Genomic DNA, 21918 nt, shown 5'->3' with positions numbered 1-21918 from the left:
GATCGATGCGATCAGCAGGCCGCCGAGGACGCGAATTCAATGCCCTCAGACGGTCATCCGCCGATCATTTTCGAACACTTATTCAATTTCTCGGTTACGCGGGATTGTCGTGGGGCGTGCTCCTGGATCGTGCCCGCTGCCAGCGCCGGAGCAAACCGTCGGGCACCTCTTCCGCCGTGAGCGCGAAGACGAGGTGGTCGCGCCAGGCGCCGTCGATGTGGAGATAGCGGGGGCGCAGCCCCTCCTCGCGGAATCCGAGTTTTTCCACGACCCGACGGCTGGGCCCGTTCTCCGGGCGAATGCAGACCTCGATGCGGTGCAGACCGACGGTTCGGAAACAGTGGTCGACCGCGAGCGCCACGGAGGTCGGCATCACACCGCGGCCGGCCACCGACTCGTCCACCCAGTACCCGACGTGCCCCGAGCACATCGAGCCCCAGGTGATGCCGGCGACCGTCAACTGCCCGACCAGCCGCCCCTGGTACTCGATGACGAACGGCAGCATCCGGCCCGCGCTCGCCTCGTGCCGCAGATGGCGGACCATCTGACGGTAGGTGGGCCGGTGCGCGATCGGCCCGCTGGGCGTGGGCGGCGGGATGGTCGCCTCCCAGGGTCGCAGCCAGTCCCGGTTGCGCCGGTTGACCTCGCGCCAGGCCCGCTGGTCGCGCATCTTTATGGGCCTCAGGACGACATCGCCGTCCGCCAGTACGACGGGCCAGGAGGGGCTGTTCAGCTCGCACCCCCAGCGCCGGCCCCGGGTCTGGGGTGATCACCGCCGCGGATCTGGTCGACGGCGTGCGTCAGGAGGGGCTCCAGGACGGCCAGTCCGTCCTTCACCCCGCCGCTGGAACCCGGCAGATTGACGATCAGCGTCCGCCCCGCCACTCCGGCCAGCCCCCGGGAGAGCGCCGCCGTCGGCACCTTGTCCCGTCCGTATGCCCGGACGGCCTCCGCGATGCCCGGGACCTCGTGGTCGATCACCGCGCGGGTCGCCTCGGGGGTGCGGTCGGTGGGCGAGATGCCGGTGCCGCCGGTGGTGACGATCACGTCGTAGCCGGCCTCGACACCGGCGCGCAGGGCGGCCTCCACGGGGTCCCCGTCGGGGACGACCTGGGGGCCGTCGACGGCGAACCCGAAGTCCCGGAGACCCTCGGCGACCCTCGGGCCGCCCTTGTCCTCGTAGACACCGGCGGCGGCGCGGTTGGAGGCGGTCACGACCAGCGCGCTGTAGGGCGCGAGAAGTGCGCCGCCGGCCGCGGCGTCCCCTGTCATGCCCGGCTCCAGTCGCCCGACTTGCCGCCCGTCTTCTCCTCCACCCGCACGTCCGTGATGACCGCTCCCTTGTCGACCGCCTTGACCATGTCGATCACGGTGAGCGCGGCGACGGAGACCGCGGTGAGGGCCTCCATCTCGACACCCGTACGGTCGGTCGTCTTCACGGTGGCCCGGATCTCCACGGCGTCGTCCGCGACCCGCAGGTCCAGTTTCACACCGGACACCGACAACGGGTGACAGAGCGGGATCAGGTCGGGGGTGCGTTTGGCGCCCATGATGCCCGCGATCCGGGCGGTGGCCAGGGCGTCGCCCTTGGGGACGCCCTCGCCGCGCAGCAGCTCGATCACGCGGGGCGCGACCAGGACCCGGCCACTGGCGCTGGCGGTGCGCGCGGTCACGTCCTTGCCGGACACGTCGACCATGCGGGCGGCGCCCGCCTCGTCGATGTGGGTCAATCGGTCCTGCACTGGGGCTCCGGGGGTCTCCCCCCGGGACGGCTCAGTCATGCTGTGTGGCGCTCCCGGTCCGGGCCCTGCGCGGTACGGCGTGCGGGCCTGTTGTGCGCGACACGGTACCCCCAAGTCGGGGCGCGCAAGGGCACGGGACCGGGCGGTGGACACCGAGGGCGCGCGGCTCCGGGCCGGGCGCCCGCGGCTCCGCGCACGCCGGGTCAGCCGAGCAGGACGACCTCGACCTCGGCGCCGGGCTCCACGGACTCCACGTCCTCGGGTACGACGATCAGCGCGTCCGCGTGCGCGAGGGCCGCGACCAGGTGCGATCCGGCGCCTCCGACCGGGGTCACGGCACCGTCGGCGTACGTGGCGCGCAGGAACTGCCTGCGGCCCTTCGGCGAGGTCAGCGCCTTGTCCGCGGTCAGGGTCGCCGTGGTCCGGGGGCGGTGGACGTCGTCGAGGCCCATGAGGGCACGGATCGCGGGGCGGACGAACAGCTCGAAGGAGACGTACGACGACACCGGGTTGCCCGGGAGCGCGAGCAGCGGGGTGTGGTCGGGGCCGATGGAGCCGAAGCCCTGGGGCTTGCCGGGCTGCATGGCCAGCTTGCGGAAGTCGATGCCGCTGCCGGCCTCGTCCTCGTCGCCGACGTGGGACAGCGCCTCCTTGACGACGTCGTACGCCCCGACGCTGACACCGCCGGTGGTGACCATGAGGTCGGCGCGCACGAGCTGGTCCTCGATGGTGGAGCGGAGGGTCTCGGCGTCGTCGGCGACGGCGCCCACGCGGTAGGCGATGGCTCCGGCGTCCCGGGCGGCGGCGGTGAGGGCGAAGCTGTTGGAGTCGTGGATCTGCCCGGTGCCCAGTTCCTCGCCGGGCTGGACGAGCTCGCTGCCGGTGGACATGACGACCACGCGCGGGCGTGGACGCACCCGGACGGTGGCGCGGCCGATCGCGGCGAGCAGGCCGATCTGCGGCGGGCCCAGGACGGTGCCCGCGTCGAGGGCGCGGTCCCCGGCCTTGACGTCGCTGCCCTTGGCCCGCACATGCGCGCGTGCCGCGGCGGGCCGGTACACCTGCACGTGCCCCTCGGCGCCCTCGGGGGCCAGGGCGCGGGCGCGCATCCCGGTCGCGGGGCCCTCGCCGAGCCCGCCGTCGGTCCACTCGACGGGAACGACGGCCTCCGCGCCGGGCGGCAGGGGGGCGCCGGTCATGATGCGGGCGGCCTGGCCGGGGCCCACGTGGAGCAGGTCGGCCTGGCCGGCGGCGACATCCCCGACGACCTCCAGGGCGGCCGGGAACTCCTCGCTCGCGCCCGCGACGTCCGCGACCCGCACCGCGTACCCGTCCATGGAGCTGTTGTCGAACGGCGGCAGGGACACCGGGACCGTGACGTCCTCGACCAGGACGCAGCCCTGGGCGTCGAGCAGTTGCAGCTCGATGGGTTCGAGGGGGCGGACGGTCGCGAGGATGTCCTCCAGGTGCTCGTCCACCGACCACAGGTGGTCCGGGCCGACGGTGCGGGGCGCGGCGCTGCTCAACGTTGCTACATCTCCTCGGCTACGTAACTGCGAAGCCAGGTCCGGAAGTCCGGGCCCAGGTCTTCACGTTCGCACGCGAGTCTGACAATGGCACGCAGATAGTCGCCGCGGTCGCCGGTGTCATAGCGGCGGCCCTTGAAGACGACGCCGTGCACCGGGCCGCCGACCTTCTCGTCCGACGCGAGCTGCTGGAGGGCGTCGGTGAGCTGGATCTCGCCGCCGCGACCGGGCTCGGTCTGGCGGAGTATGTCGAAGATGTGCGGGTCGAGGACGTAGCGGCCGATGATCGCGTAGTTCGACGGGGCGTCCGCCGGGTCGGGCTTCTCGACCATGCCGGTCACCTTGACGACGTCGCCGTCCTCGGTGGCCTCCACGGCCGCACAGCCGTAGAGGTGGATCTGCTCGGGCGCGACCTCCATGAGGGCGATGACGCTGCCGCCGCGCTGTTCCTGGACCTCGACCATGCGCTTGAGGAGCGGGTCGCGCGGGTCGATGAGGTCGTCGCCGAGGAGGACGGCGAAGGGCTCCTGGCCCACATGGGGGGCCGCGCACAGGACGGCGTGGCCGAGGCCCTTGGGGTCGCCCTGACGGACGTAGTGCATGGTGGCGAGGTCGCTGGACTCCTGCACCTTGGCGAGCCGGCTCGCGTCGCCCTTCTTCTGAAGGGCCGACTCCAGCTCGTAGTTGCGGTCGAAGTGGTCCTCCAGGGGGCGCTTGTTGCGGCCCGTGATCATGAGGACGTCGTCGAGGCCCGCGGACACGGCCTCTTCGACCACATACTGGATCGCCGGCTTGTCGACGACCGGCAACATCTCCTTGGGAGTTGCCTTGGTGGCCGGCAGGAAGCGGGTGCCGAGGCCTGCCGCCGGGATGACAGCCTTACTGATCCGAGGGTGGGACTGAGTCATGCCCGCACCTTATCCGGTGCCTTTGCGCGGAATCTGGGGCTCCGGTTAATTGGCTCTCATATGAGCGTATTGAGAGGGTACGGGTGCAACCTTTGAGTCACGCCGGACGTCCGGGCGAGCCTGACAAGCGAATGTTGCGGCGGGAGTTCCTCGCGGTGAGGAACAGGTTGACGGCGGATGACGTGCGCGAAGCCGCCGCCGCGCTGGCCGAACGGGCGCTTGAGCTGCCCGAACTGGCCCGTGCGCGCACGGTGGCGGCGTACGTCTCCGTGGGGAGTGAACCGGGAACGCTCGCGCTGCTGGACGCGCTGCGCGCGCGGGGCGTGCGCGTCCTGCTCCCCGTGCTGCTGCCCGACAACGACCTCGACTGGGGCGCGTACACCGGAGAAGGCTCCCTCGCGCGCGTCCAACACGGCGGAAAAATGGCCCTCTTCGAACCGGTCGGCGAGCGCCTCGGTCCGGCCTCCGTGACCGGGGCCGACGCCGTGCTGCTGCCCGGCCTCGCGGTCGACGCGCGCGGGATGCGCCTGGGGCGCGGCGGGGGCTCGTACGACCGCGTCCTCGCGCGCCTGGAGCGTGCGGGCGCGCACCCCGCGCTGGTCGTGCTGCTGTACGACCGCGAGGTCGTCGAGCGCGTCCCGGCCGAGGCGCACGACCGGCCGGTGCGGGCGGTGGTGACGCCGTCGGGGGTGCGCCGCTTCCCCGGCGCCTGACACACGGGAACGGCCCGCCCGAGACACGGGAACGGCCCTCCACGCGCGCGTGGAGGGCCGTTCCCGTCGTCCGTGTCAGCCGGTCATGGTCTCAGGACCAGGGTGTCGCTCGTACTGTCGTCGACCGCCTTGTCCGAGAAGGACCAGTCCAGCAGCTCACCCTCGGCCCACTTGTCCGTCTGGTCGGTGTAGTGGGCGCTGTAGGCGTGCCCGGAGGCTCCGCTGAGGTTGATCCACTTCGACTTGTCGAGGTCGGCGAGGTTGACCACCATGCGCATGGACGGCACCCATACGACCTCGTAGCCGCCGGCCGCGTTCCAGCCGGTCGCGTTGACCGCCGCCTCGCCGCCGCTGAGCTTCCAGGGGCCGCGGTTGAGCATGTACTGGAGGAAGCCGGGACCCTCGGTGCCCAGGGTCTGGTTCTTCAGGAACAGGCGGTGCAGCCGGCCCCAGCTCCAGGTGTCGATGTCCTTGCCGAGCTTGGAGGTCAGCTCCCAGCGGGCGTCGATCATGGCGCGCTTGAACAGCTGGTCGCGGTTGGTCGCCTTGGGGCGGCTGTCGCCCACCCCGGCCGGCGTCGTCCACCAGTCGCTGTTCGGCTCGTTCATGAGCTTGCGGACCACCTCGAACCAGCGGTCGCCGCCGTCCGGCTGCGCCTGGTCGGCGTCGCGCTGGCCGCACTCCAGCACCTTGCCGGTCTCGTCGACCGGGGCGGTGGAGTTGACCGGGTCCACCCACAGGCACTGGCCCTTGACCCGCAGCTCCTTGGGGAGCTTGTTGCCGAAGGCGAGCTTGAGGATGTTGCGCCAGACCGCGTTGAAGTAGGCGGCCGCCGCGGAGTCCGCGTCCTGGGTGTAGTCCCAGCCCTCCAGCAGCTCCTGCGCCTCGCGGACGTCCTTGTCACCGATGTCGATCTTCAGCAGCTTGGGGACGAGCAGCTTGGCGATCTCACTGCTGTTGTCCAGCTGCATCTGGCGCATGTCGTCGGTGGAGATCTTGCCGTCGCCCTTGATCTTCTGCTCGATCAGGTCGGTGATCCGCTGGCTGCGGGTGCCGTAGCCCCAGTCCGTGGTGAGCGTGAAGGGGTACTTGTCCTGGTCGATCACGGCCTGGTTGGCGGTGACGATGTAGCCGCGCTCCGGGTTGTACTCGTAGGGCAGCGCGTCCTTGGGGATGTAGCCGGTCCACTTGTACTTGGAGTCCCAGCCCGGGGCCGGGAGGGAGCCGTCGTCGCCCTCCGCGCGCGTGGGGATCTTTCCGGGCAGCGTGTAGCCGATGTTGTCGTCGGTGTCGGCGTAGATCAGGTTCTGCGACGGCACGTCGAACAGGGCTGCGGCCTCGCGGAAGCCCTTCCAGTCGGTGGCCCGGTCCATCGCGAAGACGGCGTCCATGGAGGTGCCCGGGTCCAGCGCGGTCCATCTCAGGGCGATGCCGTAGCCGTCGCCGCGGTCGGGGGCGGCGGTGTCGACGGTGGCCTTCTTGCCCACCTTCACCAGCTCGTTGTCGCGGTCGGACAGCAGGGGCATCCCGTCGCTGGTCTGCCTGACGACGATCTTCTTGGACTTGCCGCCGGCGACCTTGATGGTCTCCTCGCGCGTGGTGAACGGCTTGACCTTGCCGTCGTAGAGGTAGCCGTCGCCGGTGAGCTTCTCCAGGTAGAGGTCGGTGACGTCGACACCGGAGTTGGTCATGCCCCAGGAGATGTTCTGGTTGTGGCCGATGATCACGCCGGGCATGCCCGCGAAGGTGTAGCCGGTGACGTCGTACTGGCACTTGGCGGAGACGCTGCGGCAGTGCAGGCCCATCTGGTACCAGACGGAGGGCAGCGAGGGCGACAGGTGCGGGTCGTTGGCCAGGAGCGGCTTGCCGGTGATGGTGTGCTGTCCGCCCACGACCCAGGAGTTGGAGCCGATGCCGTTGCCGTTCACGCCGACGGCCGTGGGGACGTCGTCCAGGACCCTGTAGAGGCCCTCCAGCTGGCTTTCGAGGGCCGAGGAGGCGGACGTCGAAGTGGACGCCGAGGCGGACGAGGTGGAGCCCTGCGTGCCGATTCCGGTGCCGCCGGAGCCACTCGTGCCCGTGCCGATCCCCGTGCCGGTGCCGGTGCCCGTGCCGGACGTGCCGCTCTCCGAGGTGCCGGAGCCGTCGTCGCCCCCGTCGAAGGTCTTGGTCAGCTCGTCGTACTGGCCCTGCTGGACGATCGCCCGGTTGCGGCTGTAGGGGTACGCCGGGTACAGGTCGGCGATCTGCTTCGGGCCGAGACGGCTGGTCATCAGGGCGCGGTCGATCTCGTCCTGCATGTTGCCGCGCAGGTCCCAGGCCATCGCCTTCAGCCACGAGACCGAGTCGACGGGGGTCCACTGCGCGGGCTTGTAGTCGTTCTCGAAGCCGAGCGCCGCGTACTCCAGGGAGATCTCCTCGCCGCTCTTGCCCTGGAGGTAGGCGTTGACCCCCTTGGCGTAGGCCTGGAGGTACTTCTTGGTGGAGGACGACAGCTTCTTGTCGTACTCCTCCTTGGCGACCCGGTCCCAGCCGAGCGTGCGCAGGAACTCGTCGTTGTCGACCTGGCTCTTGCCGAACATCTCCGACAGGCGCCCGGAGGTCATGTGGCGGCGCACGTCCATCTCGTAGAACCGGTCCTGCGCCTGGACGTAGCCCTGCGCCATGAACAGGTCCTCGTCGGAGGAGGCGTAGATCTGCGGGATGCCGTAGCTGTCACGCTTGACGTCCACGGGGCCCGACAGGCCCTGCAGCGAGATCGAACCCTTGGTCTGCGGGAAGGAGGCGCGCACGGTGCTGATGGTCCAGTACGCCCCGAACGCCACGCCTCCGACGATGGCCAGGACCAGGACAAAAACGACGAGGCGGGCTCTGCGCCCCTTCTTCCTGCCGGACTTGCCGGGCTTCTGACCCGATGAGGCGGTGGTGTTGGGGGGCATCGCTGTCCTTGCTGTCCTAACGCGAGCGGCAGGCGGGCTGTGACTTCGAATGAGCGCTGGAGCAACCATAGGCGCAGGGCCCGGTGCGACTTGACGCGGAGTCGGGAACCAGCACGGACGGGCGTTCGATCATGCACCGGGAAGCGTCAAGAAATCGTCAAGAGTTAGGTAAGGTAACGAAGTACTTGGGTGCGGAGTCCTGCCTCTTCGTGTCCTATGTACGTGAGCCCGCGCGCGCGTGATGCGTGCGGGCCAGGGAAGGGAACGGCCGCTGACTGTCCACCACCTCAACCAGCTCCTGCTCGTCTGCTCGCTCGTCCTGCTCGTCGCCGTCGCCGCGGTCCGGATCTCCTCGCGCAGCGGGCTCCCCAGCCTGCTCGTGTACCTGGGGATCGGCGTCGCCATGGGCCAGGACGGCATCGGCGACATCCACTTCGACAACGCCGAACTCACCCAGGTCATCGGATACGCGGCCCTCGTCGTGATCCTGGCCGAGGGCGGACTCGGCACGAAGTGGAAGGAGATCAAGCCGGCCCTGCCCGCCGCCACCACGCTGGCGCTGGCCGGGGTCGCGGTGAGCGTCGGGGTCACGGCGACGGCCGCGCACTACCTGATCGGGCTGGAGTGGCGCCAGGCGCTCATCATCGGGGCGGTGGTGTCCTCCACGGACGCGGCGGCGGTCTTCTCCGTACTGCGCCGGATCCCCCTGCCCGCGCGCGTGACGGGCACCCTGGAGGCCGAGTCCGGCTTCAACGACGCCCCCGTGGTCATCCTGGTGGTCGCCTTCTCCACGGCGGGGCCGGTCGAGCACTGGTACGTGCTCATCGGCGTGATAGCGCTCGAACTGGCCATCGGCGCCGCCCTCGGCCTCGCGGTGGGCCTGCTGGGCGCCTGGGGCCTCAGACACGTCGCCCTGCCCGCCTCCGGCCTCTACCCCATCGCCGTCATGGCGATCGCCGTCATGGCGTACGCGGCGGGCGCGCTGGCGCACGGCAGCGGCTTCCTCGCGGTCTACCTCGCCTCGATGATGCTGGGCAACGCCAAGCTGCCGCACTGGCCGGCCACCCGCGGCTTCGCCGAAGGGCTCGGCTGGATCGCCCAGATCGGCATGTTCGTCCTGCTCGGCCTGCTGGTCACCCCGCACGAACTGGGCGACGACGTGTGGCCCGCGCTCGTCATCGGGCTGGTGCTGACCATGGTCGCGCGCCCGCTGAGCGTCGTGCTGTGCCTCAGGCCCTTCCGGGTGCCCTGGCAGGAGCAGACGCTGATGTCCTGGGCCGGGCTGCGCGGCGCGGTGCCCATCATCCTGGCCACCATCCCGATGGTGGAGGGCGTCGAGGCCAGCCGCCGGATCTTCAACATCGTCTTCGTCCTGGTCGTCGTCTACACCCTGGTCCAGGGGCCGACCCTGCCCTGGCTCGCCCGCAAGCTGCGGCTGGGCGAGGACTCCGAGGCCTCCGACCTCGGCATCGAGTCGGCGCCCCTGGAGCGGCTGCGCGGACACCTGCTGTCCGTCGCGATCCCCGACGGGTCGAAGATGCACGGTGTCGAGATCCACGAGCTGCGGCTGCCCGCGGGAGCCGCGGTCACCCTGGTCGTCCGGGACGGAAAATCGTTCGTCCCGCTGCCGACGACGGTGCTGCGGCGCGGCGACGAACTCCTCGTCGTCGCCACGGATCCCGTCCGGGACGCCGCCGAGCGGCGCCTGCGGGCCGTGGGCCACGGCGGCAAGCTGGCCGGATGGCTGGGGACGGACGGCGCGAACGGCACGGGCAGCGATCATTAAGGGCGCGTTTCATACGATTCACACGACCCTCGATCGCAGGTGAACGCCCTGATGGTGGTCACTTTCACAGGGGCACCAGGCATTACCCCCTGTATGATGAAGGCACACCTGATCGAACCAACTCTGCCTGACGCAGAGCTGGCGCGACCGTATGGCGGCCGGGACGTCCCCTGAGCAGTGGATCCCGGCATCTACCGCAGTCCGCGCACCAAGGACAGCTCTCGGCGCCCCCGCACGGACGCGCTACCAGGCGGCAGAAAGGCACGGGCCGTGGCATCCACGGTCACCTCCCGCCCGGGATACGGACAGCTGCTGCGCACGCGCGGCGCCTGGACGTTCCTGCTCCCCGGCTTCGCGGCACGCCAGCCGTTCGCGATGCTCACCGTCTCCATCGTGCTGCTGGTGCAGCACACCACCGGCTCCTACGGCGCCGCGGGCGCCGCCGCGGCCGTCACCGGCGTCTCCATGGCGCTGTTCGCGCCCTTCGGCGGACGCCTCGCGGACCGCTACGGCCAGCGCGTGGTGCTGATCCCCGGCGTCGTGGTCCACGCGCTGTCGGGCCTGACCCTGACCGCGCTCGCGCTGTCGCAGGCGCCCCTGTGGGCACTGCTCGTGGCCGCCGTGCCCACCGGCGCCTCCACGCCCCAGATCGGGCCCATGGTGCGCGCCCGCTGGGGCGTCAAGCTCCAGGGCTCGCCCCTGATGTCGACCGCGGCCGCCTTCGAGTCGGTCACGGACGAACTGACCTTCGTCGTCGGCCCGCTGCTGGCCACCGCCCTGTGCACCGCTGTGGACCCGGCCGCCGGCCTGGTGACGGAGGCGTCGCTCACCCTGCTGGGCGGTCTGCTGTTCGCCGCGCAGAAGAGCACCCAGCCGCCCGTCGGCGTCGACGGCCACGCGCGCGTGGAGCGCGGCTCCGCCCTGCGCATTCCCGGAGTGCGCGTGCTGATCGTGGCCTTCCTCGGCATCGGCGCGGTCTTCGGCGGCATGCAGGTCTCCCTGGCCGCGTTCTCCGAGTCGATCGGCGAACCCGGCCTGAACGGCGTCCTGTACGGCACCTTCGCCGCGGGCAACATGCTCTCCGGTCTCGTCTGCGGGGCCATCGCCTGGAAGGCGGCCCCGAAACAGCGCCTGATCGTCGGCTACACCGCTCTCGCGCTGACCGCCTCCGGTCTGTGGGCCGCGCACTCGGTGCTCGTCCTGGCCGGCCTCGGCCTCCTGGTCGGCATGTGCATCGCCCCCTCGCTGATCACCGGCTACACCCTGGTCGAGAGCCTGGTCCCGGCCGGTGCCCGCACCGAGGCCTTCACCTGGCTGACCGGCGCGGTCGCCCTCGGCCAGGCGGTCGCCGTCACGATCGCCGGACAGCTGGAGGACCGCTACGGCGACGGTGCCGGATTCCTGGTGCCGATGGGCGGCACCCTGCTCGCCCTGGCGACCGTGCTGGCCCTGCGTTCACGGCTCGCGGCACGGCCCCACAGCCGCACCGTCGCACGTGGCGTCGGTCACCGCGTGCCGGTGGCAGTGGACTGATCCTCAGGAATACGTCACTATGGACCGTCGTTAGCACTCATTGAGTGAGAGTGCCAGGAGGAAGACAGTGCCGACCTACCAGTACCAGTGCACCGAGTGCGGCGAGGGCCTCGAGGCGGTGCAGAAGTTCACCGATGACGCCCTGACCGAGTGCCCCAGCTGCAACGGCCGCCTCAAGAAGGTGTTCTCCGCCGTCGGTATCGTCTTCAAGGGCTCCGGCTTCTACCGGAACGACAGCCGCGGCTCCTCGTCGAGCAGCTCGCCGGCGTCGGCGTCCTCGAAGGCGTCGACCTCCACTTCGTCCTCGGAGTCGAAGTCGTCCTCGTCGGAGTCCAAGTCGGACTCGAAGCCGTCGAGCACGTCGAGCGGCTCGTCCAGCAGCAGCTCCGCGGCGTAACCCTCACTTCCGGGACCCCGTCGTCATGGGACGGCGGGGTCTTCGGCGTGTCCGCTTCCCGGTCGCCGGGGCCGCGGATGTTTCACGACCCCCGCTCCCGGGGCGGAGGGCGCCCGTTAGTGTGCTGGTCATGGCGAACGCAGAGATCGGCGTAATCGGCGGCTCGGGCTTCTACTCGTTCCTCGACGACGTGACCGAGATCCAGGTGGACACCCCCTACGGGCCGCCCAGCGACTCCCTCTTCCTCGGTGAGGTCGCCGGCCGGCGGGTCGCGTTCCTGCCCCGGCACGGACGCGGCCACCACCTGCCGCCGCACCGCATCAACTACCGGGCCAACCTGTGGGCGCTGCGGTCCGTCGGCGCGCGCCAGGTCCTCGGCCCGTGCGCGGTCGGCGGGCTGCGCCCCGAGTACGGACCGGGCACGCTGCTCGTGCCGGACCAGCTGGTCGACCGTACGAAGTCCCGGGCGGGCACCTACTTCGACGGGCTGCCGCTGCCGGACGGCACGGTGCCGAACGTGGTGCACGTGTCCCTGGCCGACCCCTACTGCCCGACCGGCCGGGCGGCCGCGCTGAAGGCGGCGCGCGGTCAGGACTGGGAAGCGGTGGACGGCGGCACGCTCGTCGTGGTCGAGGGACCGCGCTTCTCGACGCGCGCCGAATCGCTCTGGCACCAGGCGCAGGGCTGGTCCGTGGTGGGCATGACCGGACACCCCGAAGCGGCGCTCGCCCGTGAACTGGAGCTCTGCTACACCTCGTTGACCCTGGTCACCGACCTCGACGCGGGCGCGGAGACCGGCGAGGGCGTCTCCCACGACGAGGTGCTGCGGGTCTTCGCGGCGAACGTGGACCGGCTGCGGGGCGTGCTGTTCGACGCCGTGGCCGCACTGCCCTCGGCCGAGGAGCGGGACTGCTTGTGCGTGAACGCGCTGGGCGGGATGGACCCGGGGATCGCGCTGCCGTAGCGGACGGGGGTGCGGGCGGCGGCCTCGTGGTCGCGGAACTCCTCGTTCGGGTGGCGGAGTTGTCCACAACCCGTCAGTAACCCACCGGCCCCGGCGGGAATCGGCGCGAAGCCGCATCGTGGCATCGCAGGCCGATCTCTCGTCACAGGTGGTGGTCCTTTCCATGTCCTACGCTCCCGCGCCCTCGCGCTCGCCCTCCCCTTTCCCGTCCCCCTCCCCCTCTCCCTCCCCCGCTCCCTTCTCCTCCCCCGCTCCCTTCCCGTCGTCGGTCCCGCTCCCGCCGGGGGCGGACGCCCCGCCGACCTGCGAGGTGCCGCACTTCGCCCCCGTGCGGGTGCGCGGCGGGCGGTATGCCTTGCAGCGGCTCGTGCGACACCGCAGGCGTGCCCTGGCGATCGGACTCGCCGTCACCGCGGCCGCGCTCGTGGCGGCGGGTCCGCGGGACGCGGAACGGGCCCGTGGGCATCCCGTGGCGGATCCCGTACGGGAAAAGCGGGCCGTCCACCTCGTCAGGGCGCCGGTGCGGATCGCCGACGGGGCGGCGGTGCGGCTGCTGCGCCCGGGCGACCGGGTGGACGTCATCGCCGCCGAGGAGACGGCGACGGGCGGTGACGCGCGCGTGGTGGCGCGCGGGGCGCGGGTGACGAAGGTGCCGGAGGCGTTGGAGGCGTTGGAGGCGTCGGAGGCTCCCGACGGCGCGTCCGGGGGCGGGGCCCTGGTAGTGCTCTCGGTGCCCCGCGCCACCGCGGCGGACCTCGCCGGCGCGAGCACGACGGCACGGCTGGCGGTGACGCTGTGTTGAGCGGTGTGCTCCGGTTCGTCTGTGCGTTCCCGTCAACTACCCCGATCGAGCTACCCAATTGGACAAGGTTGCCTCGCCCTGACGTAGGTTGCGGAGCTGTTTGTTCCACAACCGGTTCGTACGAGGAGAGTCCCCCAGTTGAGCGAGAAGAAGCCGAGCGTCTGGGATGGCTTCAAAGCCTTCCTGACCCGTGGGAACGTCGTCGATCTGGCCGTCGCGGTGGTCATCGGCGCCGCCTTCACCAACATCGTCAACTCGGTGGTGAAGGGGATCATCAACCCGCTGGTCGGAGCGATCGGCACCCAGAACCTCGACAGTTACAGCACCTGTCTGAAGGACCCGTGCCGCAAGGCCGCGGACGGCACGGTGACGGACGGCGTCCTGATCATGTGGGGTTCCGTCCTCGGCGCGACGCTCAGCTTCGTGATCACCGCGGCCGTCGTCTACTTCCTCATGGTCCTGCCGATGTCGAAGTACCTGGCCCGGGTGGAGGCCCGCCGGAAGGCGAAGGAGGGCACGCACGAGATCATCGAGGTGAGCGAGCTGGAGGTGCTCAAGGAGATCCGCGACGCGCTGGTCGCGCAGCAGCGGGGGTCGGGGCACGACGAGCGCTAGGGCCTGTCCTGGCTCACAGGTGGTGGGGCGGCTTCTCGTCGAGGAAGCGCTTGAGGTCGGCCGCCCCGTCCGTACCGGGTCGCTCGCCCCACCCGCGGTCCGTGTCGTCCGAGGACTGCTGGTCCAGGGGATCGTCGAAGATCAACGCGGCCTTGGGCCGGCGCGGCGCCGGTGGCTCGGCGGGGTCGGCGGGCGCTGCGGGGTCGGCAGGGTCGGCAGGGTCGGCAGGGTCGGGGGCGGTGCTCATAGGCCCAGGGTACGGCCCGGCGTCTCCGGCACGGACGGTCGCGGGCCGCTCCCAGGGCCGGGCACGGGCTTCTCGTCCCGGTCCGCCCATGCGCGGGCGATCCGGCGCCCCGTCTGGTGTGCTTGGACTCATGACATCCAGCTCGCCACCGTCCTCCGACCCTTCCGGCCCTTCCGGCCCCTCCGGCCCCTCCGGTCCGCCCCCACGCCTCAGTCCCCTGCGCAGGCTCACGGCCCGTGGCCGCGAGGAGGTGCATCGGGTGGCCTCGCCGCTGGAACTCTTCTTCGACCTGTGTTTCGTCGTGGCGATCGCCCAGGCCGGCATCCAGCTGGTGCACTCCGTGGCCGAGGCGCACACGGGCGAGGGGATCCTCAACTACGCGATGGTCTTCTTCGCCATCTGGTGGGCGTGGATGAACTTCACCTGGTTCGCCTCGGCGTACGACAACGACGACGCCCTCTATCGCGTGGTCACCCTGCTCCAGATCGCCGGTGTCCTGGTCCTGGCGGCCGGGGTCTCCCGGGCCTTCGAGGACCACGAGTTCCTGGCCGTCGTGGTGGGCTACCTGATCATGCGGCTCGGGCTGACGGCGCAGTGGCTGCGCGTGGCGCTGTCGAACGAGGGCCCGGAGAGAACGATGGCCCTGCGGTACGCCGGCGGTGTGCTGCTCTGCCAGATCGGCTGGCTGGGGCTGCTGGTCCTGCCCGAGGGCGCCAGGCCGTGGGTGTTCCTGGTGATGGCACTGCTGGAGATGTGCGTACCGCCGTACGCCGAGAAGGACCACCCCACGTCCTGGCATCCGCACCACATCGCGGAGCGGTACGGCCTGTTCACGATCATCGTGCTCGGCGAGACGATCGCGGCGGCCACGGTCGCCGTGAAGTCGGGCATCGACGAGAACGACGCGCTGGACGAGCTGCTGCCGATCGCCGCGGGCGGTCTGCTGATCATCTTCGCCGCCTGGTGGATCTACTTCGTGGTGCCCATCCACGGTCATCTGCGCTCCAACAGGCAGGCGTTCCTGTGGGGTTACGGCCACTACGTGGTCTTCGCCTCGGCCGCGGCGATCGGCGCGGGCCTGGAGGTGGCGGTCGAGCAGGCGGTCGGCAAGGCGCACATCTCCACCCTGGCCGCGTCGGCTGCCGTGACCCTGCCGACGGCGCTGTACCTGCTGACCGTGTGGCTGCTGCACGCGCGCCACTTCAAGGTGGGCACCGCCCAGCAGCTGGTGCTGCCGACGACGGCTCTGCTGGTGATCGGCTGCACGTTCCTGGGCGACTGGGCGGTGCTCACGGCGGGCGTCGTGGCGGCGCTGGCGGTGGTGGTCGGTACGACGCTGACGGCGCGCATGGTCACCAGGGAGAGCGTGGCGGCGGCACGGGCGGCCTGAACGCGGGGTGCCGGAGCTCCGGGTACCGAAGGTCGAGGCGCCGGAGCTCGGAGCCGGTGCGGGCTCGTCGTGGGGAGGGGCGGGCTGGACGAGACTGGGCCGCATGACAGTTGACGCATTGACGGATGTCGCCGGGGTGCGGGTGGGACACGCGACGCGGACCGGTGGCGGTTGGCTCACGGGCACCACGGTGGTCCTGGCGCCGGAGGGCGGGGCCGTCGCCGCCGTGGACGTGCGCGGTGGCGGCCCCGGCACCAAGGAGACCGACGCCCTCGACCCGCGCAACCTCGTGCAGAAGGTCGAGGCGATCGTCCTCACGGGCGGCAGCGCCTACGGGCTCGACGCGGCGTCCGGGGTGATGGCCTGGCTGGAGGAGCGGGGGCGCGGGGTGCGGGTCGGGCCGGATCCGGCGCATGTCGTGCCGGTGGTGCCCGCGGCCTGTGTCTTCGATCTGGGGCGGGGCGGTGACTTCCGGGCGCGGCCCGACGCGGCCACCGGCCGGGCCGCGGTGGAGGCCGCCGCCGCGAGCGCGCCCGGTGACCCGGTGCGGGAGGGAGGCGTGGGCGCGGGCACGGGAGCCGCGGTCGGGCCGCTGAAGGGCGGGGTCGGCACCGCGAGCACCGTCCTCGCCTCGGGGATCACGGTGGCGGCGCTGGTGGTCGCCAATGCCGCCGGGTCGGTCATGGACCCGGAGACGGGCGTGTTGTACGGGGAGTTGTTCCAGGGGCGGGCGACGTATCCGGAGCCGGAGGTCCACGAGGTCGCGGGCCGGCACCTCGCCGAGGCCGCCGCGCGGAATGGCCTTCCCCCGCTCAACACCACGCTGGCCGTGGTCGCCACCGACGCGGAGCTGTCGAAGGCGCAGGCGCAGAAGCTGGCCGGCACGTCGCACGACGGCATCGCGCGGGCCGTACGGCCGGTGCATCTGCTCAGCGACGGGGACACGGTGTTCGCGCTGTCGACGGGCGCGCGCCCCCTGGACGCCGGGAACCCCCTGGCGCTCAACGAGGTGCTCGCGGCGGGCGCGGACGTCGTGACGCGCGCGATCGTGCGGGCCGTGCGCGCCGCCGAGCCGGTGGACGGGCCGGGTGGGGTGTGGCCGTCGTACCGCGCGCTGTACGGGGAGTCGTAGGGAAGTCGCAGGGAAGCCGCAGGGCAGTCGCAGGAGGGGGTGCGGGGGAATCGATGACGGTGAGGGGTTGTCGTCCCGCGCTGCGGGGGCACCCACGCGGGGAGGGTCCGCAAAGGTGCGGGCGTGGCGGCCGATTGTCCCGGTTCCGTCACGTGACGGCACTCATGGTGGCCGGAGGGAACCTCTCCGGCCACCATTCCCCTCTTTCTTGACGCAGTGGAGCAGAACGCACACACCACACGAACCTGGAGCAGCCCGTGACAACGCCGGACACCACAGCACGGCGCGCTATCGGGGCCTGTGCCGTCCTGATGGTCGGCGCCCTCACCCTCACCGCGTGCGGCGGTGGCAGCGACAGCGGCAAGGACGACGGCAAGGGCGGCAAGGAATCCCCCAGCGCGTCGGCCGCGAAGATCGCCATCTCGGCCCGGAACGGCTCGACGGGCGCGTCGATCAACACGACCGGGGTGAAGGTCACGGACGGCGACCTGACCGCCGTGAAGATGACGGTCGCGGCCACGGGTGCGGCCGTGCCCGGCGCGATATCCGCGGACGGTGCGGCCTGGAAGCCGAAGGAGCAGCTGGAGCGCGGGACGAAGTACGAGATATCGGCGACCGCGAAGGACACGGACGGCAGGACCACCACCTCCAGGTCGACCTTCACGACCGTCAGCAAGGCCAACAGCTTCATCGGGACCTACACGCCGGACGGCGGTACCACCGTCGGGGTCGGGATGCCGGTGTCCTTCACCTTCGACAAGGGCATCAGCGACAAGAAGGCCGTGCAGTCGCACATCACGGTGTCGTCGAGCAGTGGGCAGAAGGTGGTCGGGCACTGGTTCGGCTCGCAGCGGCTCGACTTCCGGCCCGAGGCGTACTGGAAGGCCGGCTCCAAGGTCACCATGAAAATCGACCTCGACGGGGTCCAGGGCGCGAACGGCGTCGTCGGCGTGCAGAAGAAGACGGTCACCTTCACGGTCGGGCGCTCGCAGGTCTCCACGGTCGACGTGAACACGCAGACCATGACGGTGGTACGGGACGGGAAGACCGTCCGGAGCGTGCCGATCTCGGCGGGCAGCCCGGAGCACACCACGTACAACGGGCAGATGGTGATCTCCGAGAAGTACAAGAAGATCCGCATGGACAGCAGGACGGTCGGCCTGGAGAACGCGTACAACATCTCGGACGTCCCGGACGCGATGCGCCTGACCCAGTCGGGCACCTTCATCCACGGCAACTACTGGTACAACAAGGGCAATCCGCCCTTCGGTCGCACGGGCACCAGCCACGGCTGCGTGGGGCTGCAGGACGTGCGGGGCGGAGGGGCCTCGATGCCCGCCACGTGGTTCTACGACAACTCGCTCCTCGGGGACGTGGTGATCGTGAAGAACTCCCCCGACAAGACGGTGGCGCCGGACAACGGGCTCAACGGCTGGAACATGTCGTGGACCGAGTGGGTCGCCGGAAGCGCCGTCTGAGCGCACACCCGGGCGCCCGGCGCACCGGAAACAGGCCCGGCACCCTGAACCCGCCGGACCCTCCGGGCCCCCGCAAGTAGCGTCTGACCGGCGGTTTTTGACGGATCCTCGGGCCGCGTGGGAACTTTCCCCGCGGCCCGCGAGTTTTCCGGACGTACGTTTTCTCGGTTCCCGGACATGATGTCCGACCGAGGGGCTACGGTATGCACCCACAAGGTGACATGCAGCAACGCCGGGAGAAACCTTGAGCGTTCCGTACGAGACGGCAGCGTACGAACCACCCGAGTCGCCCGAGTCTCCGGAGGAGCACCTCGCGCGGCTCCTCGGCCGTGCCCTGAACTCCTTCGAGCTGCCCGACGAGACGATACGGCGACTGGACTGGGCGCTGGCGCACGACAGTTCGCTGCACTCCGCGCACCACAGCGCGGGGCTGCACCGCGAGACGTACCGGCACACCTGGCTGCTGGCGGACGGCTCGGCGCTCACCCTGTGGGAGCTCGTCCACAACACCGCGCCGGGCAGCGTCCCGCAGCACGAGGTGTACGTCGACGCGGAGGAGCTGCGCGTCGCCACCGCGCGGCTGCCGCTGCCCCCGGACGCGCCGGACTTCGAACTGCCGGTGACGGTGCAACTGTCGCCGGTTCCCGCCCCGCGGCACGCCTATGTTCCGGACGACTCGGCGGACCACGCGCGGCGGCTGCTGCGCCGGGCGGAGAACACCGACCGTCCGGGCGCGGACATGGCAGCGCTGCTGGCCACGGCATGCGCGCACCAGATCACGCAGGCCTTCGGGCGCCCCTGCCGCGCGGGCCGCGCCGGGCTGGGCTACTCGCTCTACGAGCACGCGTTCCTGCTGCGCGACGGCGAGGAGATCTCCCTCTGGGAGGTCGAGCACACGGCGACGCCGGACGGGCGGCACATGTGCGAGGTGTACGTCAGCGAGGACGCCGCGCGGGACGCGATGGAGCGGCGGGCGGCGCAGGTCTCCTGAGCGGGTTGTGACACCAGGGCGCTCACACGGTCCGGGGCGTTCACACGGTTCGGGCCGTGCACGGGGTCCGGGTCGCGCACGGCGTTCGGGCCCCGCACGGGGGTCAGGTCAGCGGTCGACGCCGAGCCGTCGTACCAGTACCGCGAACGCGTCCCGCTCCGCCGGGCTCAGCTCGACGGACTCCCGTGGCGGGCCGACCTGGCGTTGCCCCGGCAGCGCGGACAGGGGATGTCCGGCGCGCCACAGGGCGGCCCGCTCGCGGCCGCGGCGCAGCACGAGGACCAGTCCGATCCCCCAGGCGACGGTCACCAGGACGAGGAAGGTCATACCGAGCAACTGGTAGAGCGAGACGTGCGCAGGCATGCGCCCAGTAGACATCACGGTCCGGGACGGATGCCCCGGACCGTGACGTATCTCGCATGAGCCGTGAACTACGCGGCTGCCGTGTGCCGTGAGCCCCAGGCCGTGGTGCCGTGCCTTACGCGGCGACCGGCTGCTTCGCCTCCGCAGCCGGGGTCGCGGCGCCGTCGGCCGTGCCGGGTGCCCCGGCTCCGGGAGCCGTCTTGCGCAGGCCCTTGAGGATGATCACCAGGCCGGCCGTCACGACCGTACCGATGGCGATGGCCAGCAGGTACAGGACCGGCTTGCCGATCAGCAGGGTGACCCAGATGCCGCCGTGCGGGGCGCGCAGGGTCGAGCCGAAGGCCATGGTGAGCGCGCCGGTGACCGCGCCGCCGGCCATGGAGGCGGGGATCACCCGCAGCGGGTCGGCCGCGGCGAACGGGATCGCGCCCTCGGAGATGAAGGAGGCCCCGAGCACCCAGGCGGCCTTGCCGTTCTCGCGCTCGGCCGGGGTGAACAGCTTCTTGCGGACGGTGGTCGCCAGCGCCATGCCCAGCGGGGGCACCATGCCCGCGGCCATCACGGCGGCCATGACCTTCATCGCGGAGTCGCTCGGGTCCTGCACGGCGATACCGGCCGTGGCGAAGGCGTACGCGACCTTGTTGACCGGGCCGCCGAGGTCGAAGCACATCATCAGGCCGAGCAGCACGCCGAGCAGGATCGCGTTGGTGCCGGAGAGGCCGGAGAGCCAGTCCGTCATGCCCTTCTGGGCCTCGGCGATGGGCTTGCCGATCACCACGAACATCAGGAAGCCGACGACGATCGAGGAGATCAGCGGGATCACCACGACCGGCATGATGCCGCGCAGCACCGGTGGGATCCTGACCCGCTGGATCGCGAGGACCACGCCACCGGCCAGCAGACCGGCGGCCAGGCCGCCGAGGAAGCCCGCGGCGATGTTGGAGGCGATCATGCCGCCGACGAAGCCGGGCACGAGACCGGGCCGGTCCGCCATGCCGTAGGCGATGTATCCGGCCAGGACCGGGATCAGGAAGCCGAAGGCGACGCCGCCGATCTGGAAGAACAGCGCGCCCCAGCTGTCGATCTGGGTCCAGGAGAAGTGGTCCATGACCGAGGGCGCCTTGTTGATCTCCCAGCCGCCGATCGCGAAGCCGAGGGCGATCAGCAGACCACCCGCGGCGACGAACGGGACCATGTAACTCACGCCGGTCATCAGCCACTTGCGGAGCTTGGTGCCGTAGCTGTCGCCGGCGTCACCGGCCCGCTCGACCGGCGTGCCGCCCTTGGAGGCCGCGGTGACCTCACCGCGCTCGGCCCGGCCGCGCACCTCGGTGATCAGTTCGGCGGGGCGGTTGATGCCCGCCTTCACGCCGACGTCGACGGTCGGCTTGCCGGCGAAGCGGTCCTTGTCGCGTACGGGGACGTCGTGGGCGAAGATCACGCCGTCCGCCGCCTCGATGACGGCCGGGTCGAGCCGTTCGAAGCCGGCCGAGCCCTGCGTCTCGACGACGAGTTCGACACCCGCCTCGCGGCCGGCGTTCTCCAGGGACTCGGCCGCCATGTAGGTGTGGGCGATACCGGTCGGGCAGGAGGTGACGGCGACGATCCGGAAGGGCCGCTCGGAGTCACCGGCAGCGGCACCGGAACCGGCACGCTCGCCTTCGCCCGAGGAGGTCTCCGGGGTGTCGGCCGTTGCGGCATCGGCGGAGGCCGCCGCCGATGCCGCAACGGAGTCTTCGGAGGCGGTGCTCGCCTCGTCGGCCGCCGCAGGCGCCTCGTCCCCGTGGATCAGCGCCGCCGCGGCCGCCGCGTCGCCCACCGAGCGCAGCGCGTCGGTGAACTCGGTGTTCATCAGCTGGCGGGCCAGCGAGGACAGGATCGTCAGGTGGGCGTCGTCGGCGCCGGCGGGCGCGGCGATCAGGAAGATCAGGTCGGCGGGACCGTCCGCGGCGCCGAAGTCGATGCCGGCGGCGCTGCGCCCGAAGGCGAGCGTCGGCTCGGTGACGTGGGCGCTGCGGCAGTGCGGGATGCCGATGCCGCCGTCGAGGCCGGTCGGCATCTGTGCCTCGCGGGCGGCCACGTCGGCGAGGAAGCCCTCCAGGTCGGTCACCCGGCCCAGGCTCACCATGCGCTCGGCGAGGGCACGCGCCGCCGCTTCCTTGGTATCGGCGGACAGGTCGAGATCGACCAGGTCCGCGGTGATCATGTCGCTCATCGCGGGCTCCTTCGCACGCGGGCCGCCCGGGGAGTGGGGTGGGCGGGGGTGGGGACGGGGATGCTGTGGGGGTTCTGGGGGGTGGCGGGGGCGAGGCCGGGAAGGCCCCGCCTCCGCCGGGCGGCGGGGCGGCTCAGGTGGCCCCGCCTCCCTTCGGCCGCGGCGGGTAAGGGGGAG

Annotated in this window: 20 protein-coding genes; 11 read left to right on the top strand and 9 right to left on the bottom strand. The window is 71.3% G+C overall.

Annotated features, from left to right (window positions below; genetic code table 11):
* Positions 1–94 precede the first annotated feature (94 nt).
* From K4B79_RS25450 to galU, 5 genes are all read right to left on the bottom strand, one after another.
* Positions 95–733 carry a GNAT family N-acetyltransferase gene (locus K4B79_RS25450; RefSeq protein WP_269463953.1) on the bottom strand — a complete coding sequence of 213 codons (639 nt, stop codon included), beginning with the start codon at positions 731–733 and terminating at the stop codon, positions 95–97.
* Positions 730–1272: a MogA/MoaB family molybdenum cofactor biosynthesis protein gene (locus tag K4B79_RS25445; RefSeq protein WP_232029223.1), complete on the bottom strand. Its 543-nt coding sequence runs from the start codon at positions 1270–1272 to the stop codon at positions 730–732. Before K4B79_RS25445 ends, K4B79_RS25450 begins: the two co-directional genes overlap by 4 nt.
* Entirely contained in the window at positions 1269–1781 is a 513-nt protein-coding gene (gene moaC / locus K4B79_RS25440; RefSeq protein ID WP_232029222.1) for a cyclic pyranopterin monophosphate synthase MoaC, read from the bottom strand. The genes K4B79_RS25445 and moaC overlap by 4 nt, the downstream gene beginning before the upstream one ends.
* A gap of 164 nt (positions 1782–1945) precedes the next feature.
* Positions 1946–3268, bottom strand: a complete 1323-nt coding sequence (gene glp, locus K4B79_RS25435) for a molybdotransferase-like divisome protein Glp (protein ID WP_232029221.1) — start codon at positions 3266–3268, stop codon at positions 1946–1948.
* A gap of 5 nt (positions 3269–3273) precedes the next feature.
* On the bottom strand, positions 3274–4176 hold the full coding sequence (galU, locus tag K4B79_RS25430) for a UTP--glucose-1-phosphate uridylyltransferase GalU (RefSeq protein ID WP_232029220.1): 903 nt from the start codon (positions 4174–4176) through the stop codon (positions 3274–3276).
* 131 nt (positions 4177–4307) lie between these two features.
* Between galU and K4B79_RS25425 the strand changes: the two genes are divergently transcribed.
* Positions 4308–4889 carry a 5-formyltetrahydrofolate cyclo-ligase gene (locus K4B79_RS25425; RefSeq protein ID WP_232029219.1) on the top strand — a complete coding sequence of 194 codons (582 nt, stop codon included), beginning with the start codon at positions 4308–4310 and terminating at the stop codon, positions 4887–4889.
* Positions 4890–4972: 83 nt separating this feature from the next.
* Here the strand turns inward: K4B79_RS25425 and K4B79_RS25420 are convergent, their stop codons facing one another.
* Positions 4973–7828 carry a penicillin acylase family protein gene (locus K4B79_RS25420; protein ID WP_232029218.1) on the bottom strand — a complete coding sequence of 952 codons (2856 nt, stop codon included), beginning with the start codon at positions 7826–7828 and terminating at the stop codon, positions 4973–4975.
* 241 nt (positions 7829–8069) lie between these two features.
* On the opposite strand from K4B79_RS25420, the gene K4B79_RS25415 reads away from it, so the two are divergent.
* The 6 genes from K4B79_RS25415 to mscL all read left to right on the top strand — a co-directional run bounded on the left by K4B79_RS25415 (position 8070) and on the right by mscL (position 13925).
* Positions 8070–9614, top strand: coding sequence for a potassium/proton antiporter (locus tag K4B79_RS25415; RefSeq protein WP_232029217.1), 1545 nt, complete (start codon positions 8070–8072; stop codon positions 9612–9614).
* A gap of 270 nt (positions 9615–9884) precedes the next feature.
* The gene (locus tag K4B79_RS25410) at positions 9885–11147 is read left to right on the top strand and encodes an MFS transporter (RefSeq protein ID WP_232029216.1); all 1263 of its coding nucleotides are present in this window, start codon (positions 9885–9887) and stop codon (positions 11145–11147) included.
* Positions 11148–11214: 67 nt separating this feature from the next.
* A complete protein-coding gene (locus tag K4B79_RS25405; protein WP_232029215.1) occupies positions 11215–11544 on the top strand; it encodes an FmdB family zinc ribbon protein in 330 nt (109 codons plus the stop codon).
* Between the two features lie 130 nt (positions 11545–11674).
* The gene (locus K4B79_RS25400; RefSeq protein ID WP_232029214.1) at positions 11675–12508 is read left to right on the top strand and encodes an S-methyl-5'-thioadenosine phosphorylase; all 834 of its coding nucleotides are present in this window, start codon (positions 11675–11677) and stop codon (positions 12506–12508) included.
* Between the two features lie 163 nt (positions 12509–12671).
* Positions 12672–13310, top strand: a complete 639-nt coding sequence (locus K4B79_RS25395; RefSeq protein ID WP_232029213.1) for an RcpC/CpaB family pilus assembly protein — start codon at positions 12672–12674, stop codon at positions 13308–13310.
* Between the two features lie 138 nt (positions 13311–13448).
* The gene (gene mscL, locus K4B79_RS25390; protein WP_232029212.1) at positions 13449–13925 is read left to right on the top strand and encodes a large conductance mechanosensitive channel protein MscL; all 477 of its coding nucleotides are present in this window, start codon (positions 13449–13451) and stop codon (positions 13923–13925) included.
* 13 nt (positions 13926–13938) lie between these two features.
* Here mscL and K4B79_RS25385 read toward each other — a convergent pair whose 3' ends face one another.
* Positions 13939–14172, bottom strand: a complete 234-nt coding sequence (locus K4B79_RS25385; protein WP_232029211.1) for a hypothetical protein — start codon at positions 14170–14172, stop codon at positions 13939–13941.
* Positions 14173–14302: 130 nt separating this feature from the next.
* On the opposite strand from K4B79_RS25385, the gene K4B79_RS25380 reads away from it, so the two are divergent.
* From K4B79_RS25380 to K4B79_RS25365, 4 genes are all read left to right on the top strand, one after another.
* Positions 14303–15562, top strand: coding sequence for a low temperature requirement protein A (locus K4B79_RS25380; protein ID WP_269463899.1), 1260 nt, complete (start codon positions 14303–14305; stop codon positions 15560–15562).
* Between the two features lie 103 nt (positions 15563–15665).
* Positions 15666–16694 (top strand): P1 family peptidase, encoded by a 1029-nt coding sequence (locus K4B79_RS25375; RefSeq protein WP_232029209.1) that lies wholly within the window; start codon positions 15666–15668, stop codon positions 16692–16694.
* A 257-nt stretch (positions 16695–16951) separates the two neighbouring features.
* Positions 16952–18172, top strand: coding sequence for a L,D-transpeptidase (locus K4B79_RS25370; protein ID WP_232029208.1), 1221 nt, complete (start codon positions 16952–16954; stop codon positions 18170–18172).
* Between the two features lie 244 nt (positions 18173–18416).
* The gene (locus tag K4B79_RS25365) at positions 18417–19163 is read left to right on the top strand and encodes a DUF6227 family protein (protein ID WP_232029207.1); all 747 of its coding nucleotides are present in this window, start codon (positions 18417–18419) and stop codon (positions 19161–19163) included.
* Positions 19164–19271: 108 nt separating this feature from the next.
* Here K4B79_RS25365 and K4B79_RS25360 read toward each other — a convergent pair whose 3' ends face one another.
* Both K4B79_RS25360 and K4B79_RS25355 read right to left on the bottom strand, forming a co-directional pair.
* Positions 19272–19526: a hypothetical protein gene (locus K4B79_RS25360; RefSeq protein WP_232029206.1), complete on the bottom strand. Its 255-nt coding sequence runs from the start codon at positions 19524–19526 to the stop codon at positions 19272–19274.
* A gap of 115 nt (positions 19527–19641) precedes the next feature.
* Positions 19642–21741 (bottom strand): PTS fructose transporter subunit IIABC, encoded by a 2100-nt coding sequence (locus K4B79_RS25355; RefSeq protein ID WP_232029205.1) that lies wholly within the window; start codon positions 21739–21741, stop codon positions 19642–19644.
* Between the last annotated feature and the right edge of the window lie 177 nt (positions 21742–21918).

This window comes from Streptomyces lincolnensis, assembly GCF_021173675.1.
GTDB lineage: Bacteria > Actinomycetota > Actinomycetes > Streptomycetales > Streptomycetaceae > Streptomyces > Streptomyces lincolnensis_B.
Note: the sequence above shows the minus strand (reverse complement) of the source record. Positions and strands in the feature narration are given on the sequence as shown.

Coding starts and splice junctions, on each gene's coding strand:
- K4B79_RS25445 (WP_232029223.1), bottom strand. CDS start 1,272: ATGACAGGGGACGCCGCGGCCGGCGGCGCACTTCTCGCGCCCTACAGC.
- moaC (WP_232029222.1), bottom strand. CDS start 1,781: ATGACTGAGCCGTCCCGGGGGGAGACCCCCGGAGCCCCAGTGCAGGAC.
- galU (WP_232029220.1), bottom strand. CDS start 4,176: ATGACTCAGTCCCACCCTCGGATCAGTAAGGCTGTCATCCCGGCGGCA.
- K4B79_RS25425 (WP_232029219.1), top strand. CDS start 4,308: ATGTTGCGGCGGGAGTTCCTCGCGGTGAGGAACAGGTTGACGGCGGAT.
- K4B79_RS25420 (WP_232029218.1), bottom strand. CDS start 7,828: ATGCCCCCCAACACCACCGCCTCATCGGGTCAGAAGCCCGGCAAGTCC.
- K4B79_RS25415 (WP_232029217.1), top strand. CDS start 8,070: ATGCGTGCGGGCCAGGGAAGGGAACGGCCGCTGACTGTCCACCACCTC.
- K4B79_RS25400 (WP_232029214.1), top strand. CDS start 11,675: ATGGCGAACGCAGAGATCGGCGTAATCGGCGGCTCGGGCTTCTACTCG.
- K4B79_RS25395 (WP_232029213.1), top strand. CDS start 12,672: ATGTCCTACGCTCCCGCGCCCTCGCGCTCGCCCTCCCCTTTCCCGTCC.
- K4B79_RS25385 (WP_232029211.1), bottom strand. CDS start 14,172: ATGAGCACCGCCCCCGACCCTGCCGACCCTGCCGACCCTGCCGACCCC.
- K4B79_RS25380 (WP_269463899.1), top strand. CDS start 14,303: ATGACATCCAGCTCGCCACCGTCCTCCGACCCTTCCGGCCCTTCCGGC.
- K4B79_RS25375 (WP_232029209.1), top strand. CDS start 15,666: ATGACAGTTGACGCATTGACGGATGTCGCCGGGGTGCGGGTGGGACAC.
- K4B79_RS25360 (WP_232029206.1), bottom strand. CDS start 19,526: ATGCCTGCGCACGTCTCGCTCTACCAGTTGCTCGGTATGACCTTCCTC.
- K4B79_RS25355 (WP_232029205.1), bottom strand. CDS start 21,741: ATGAGCGACATGATCACCGCGGACCTGGTCGATCTCGACCTGTCCGCC.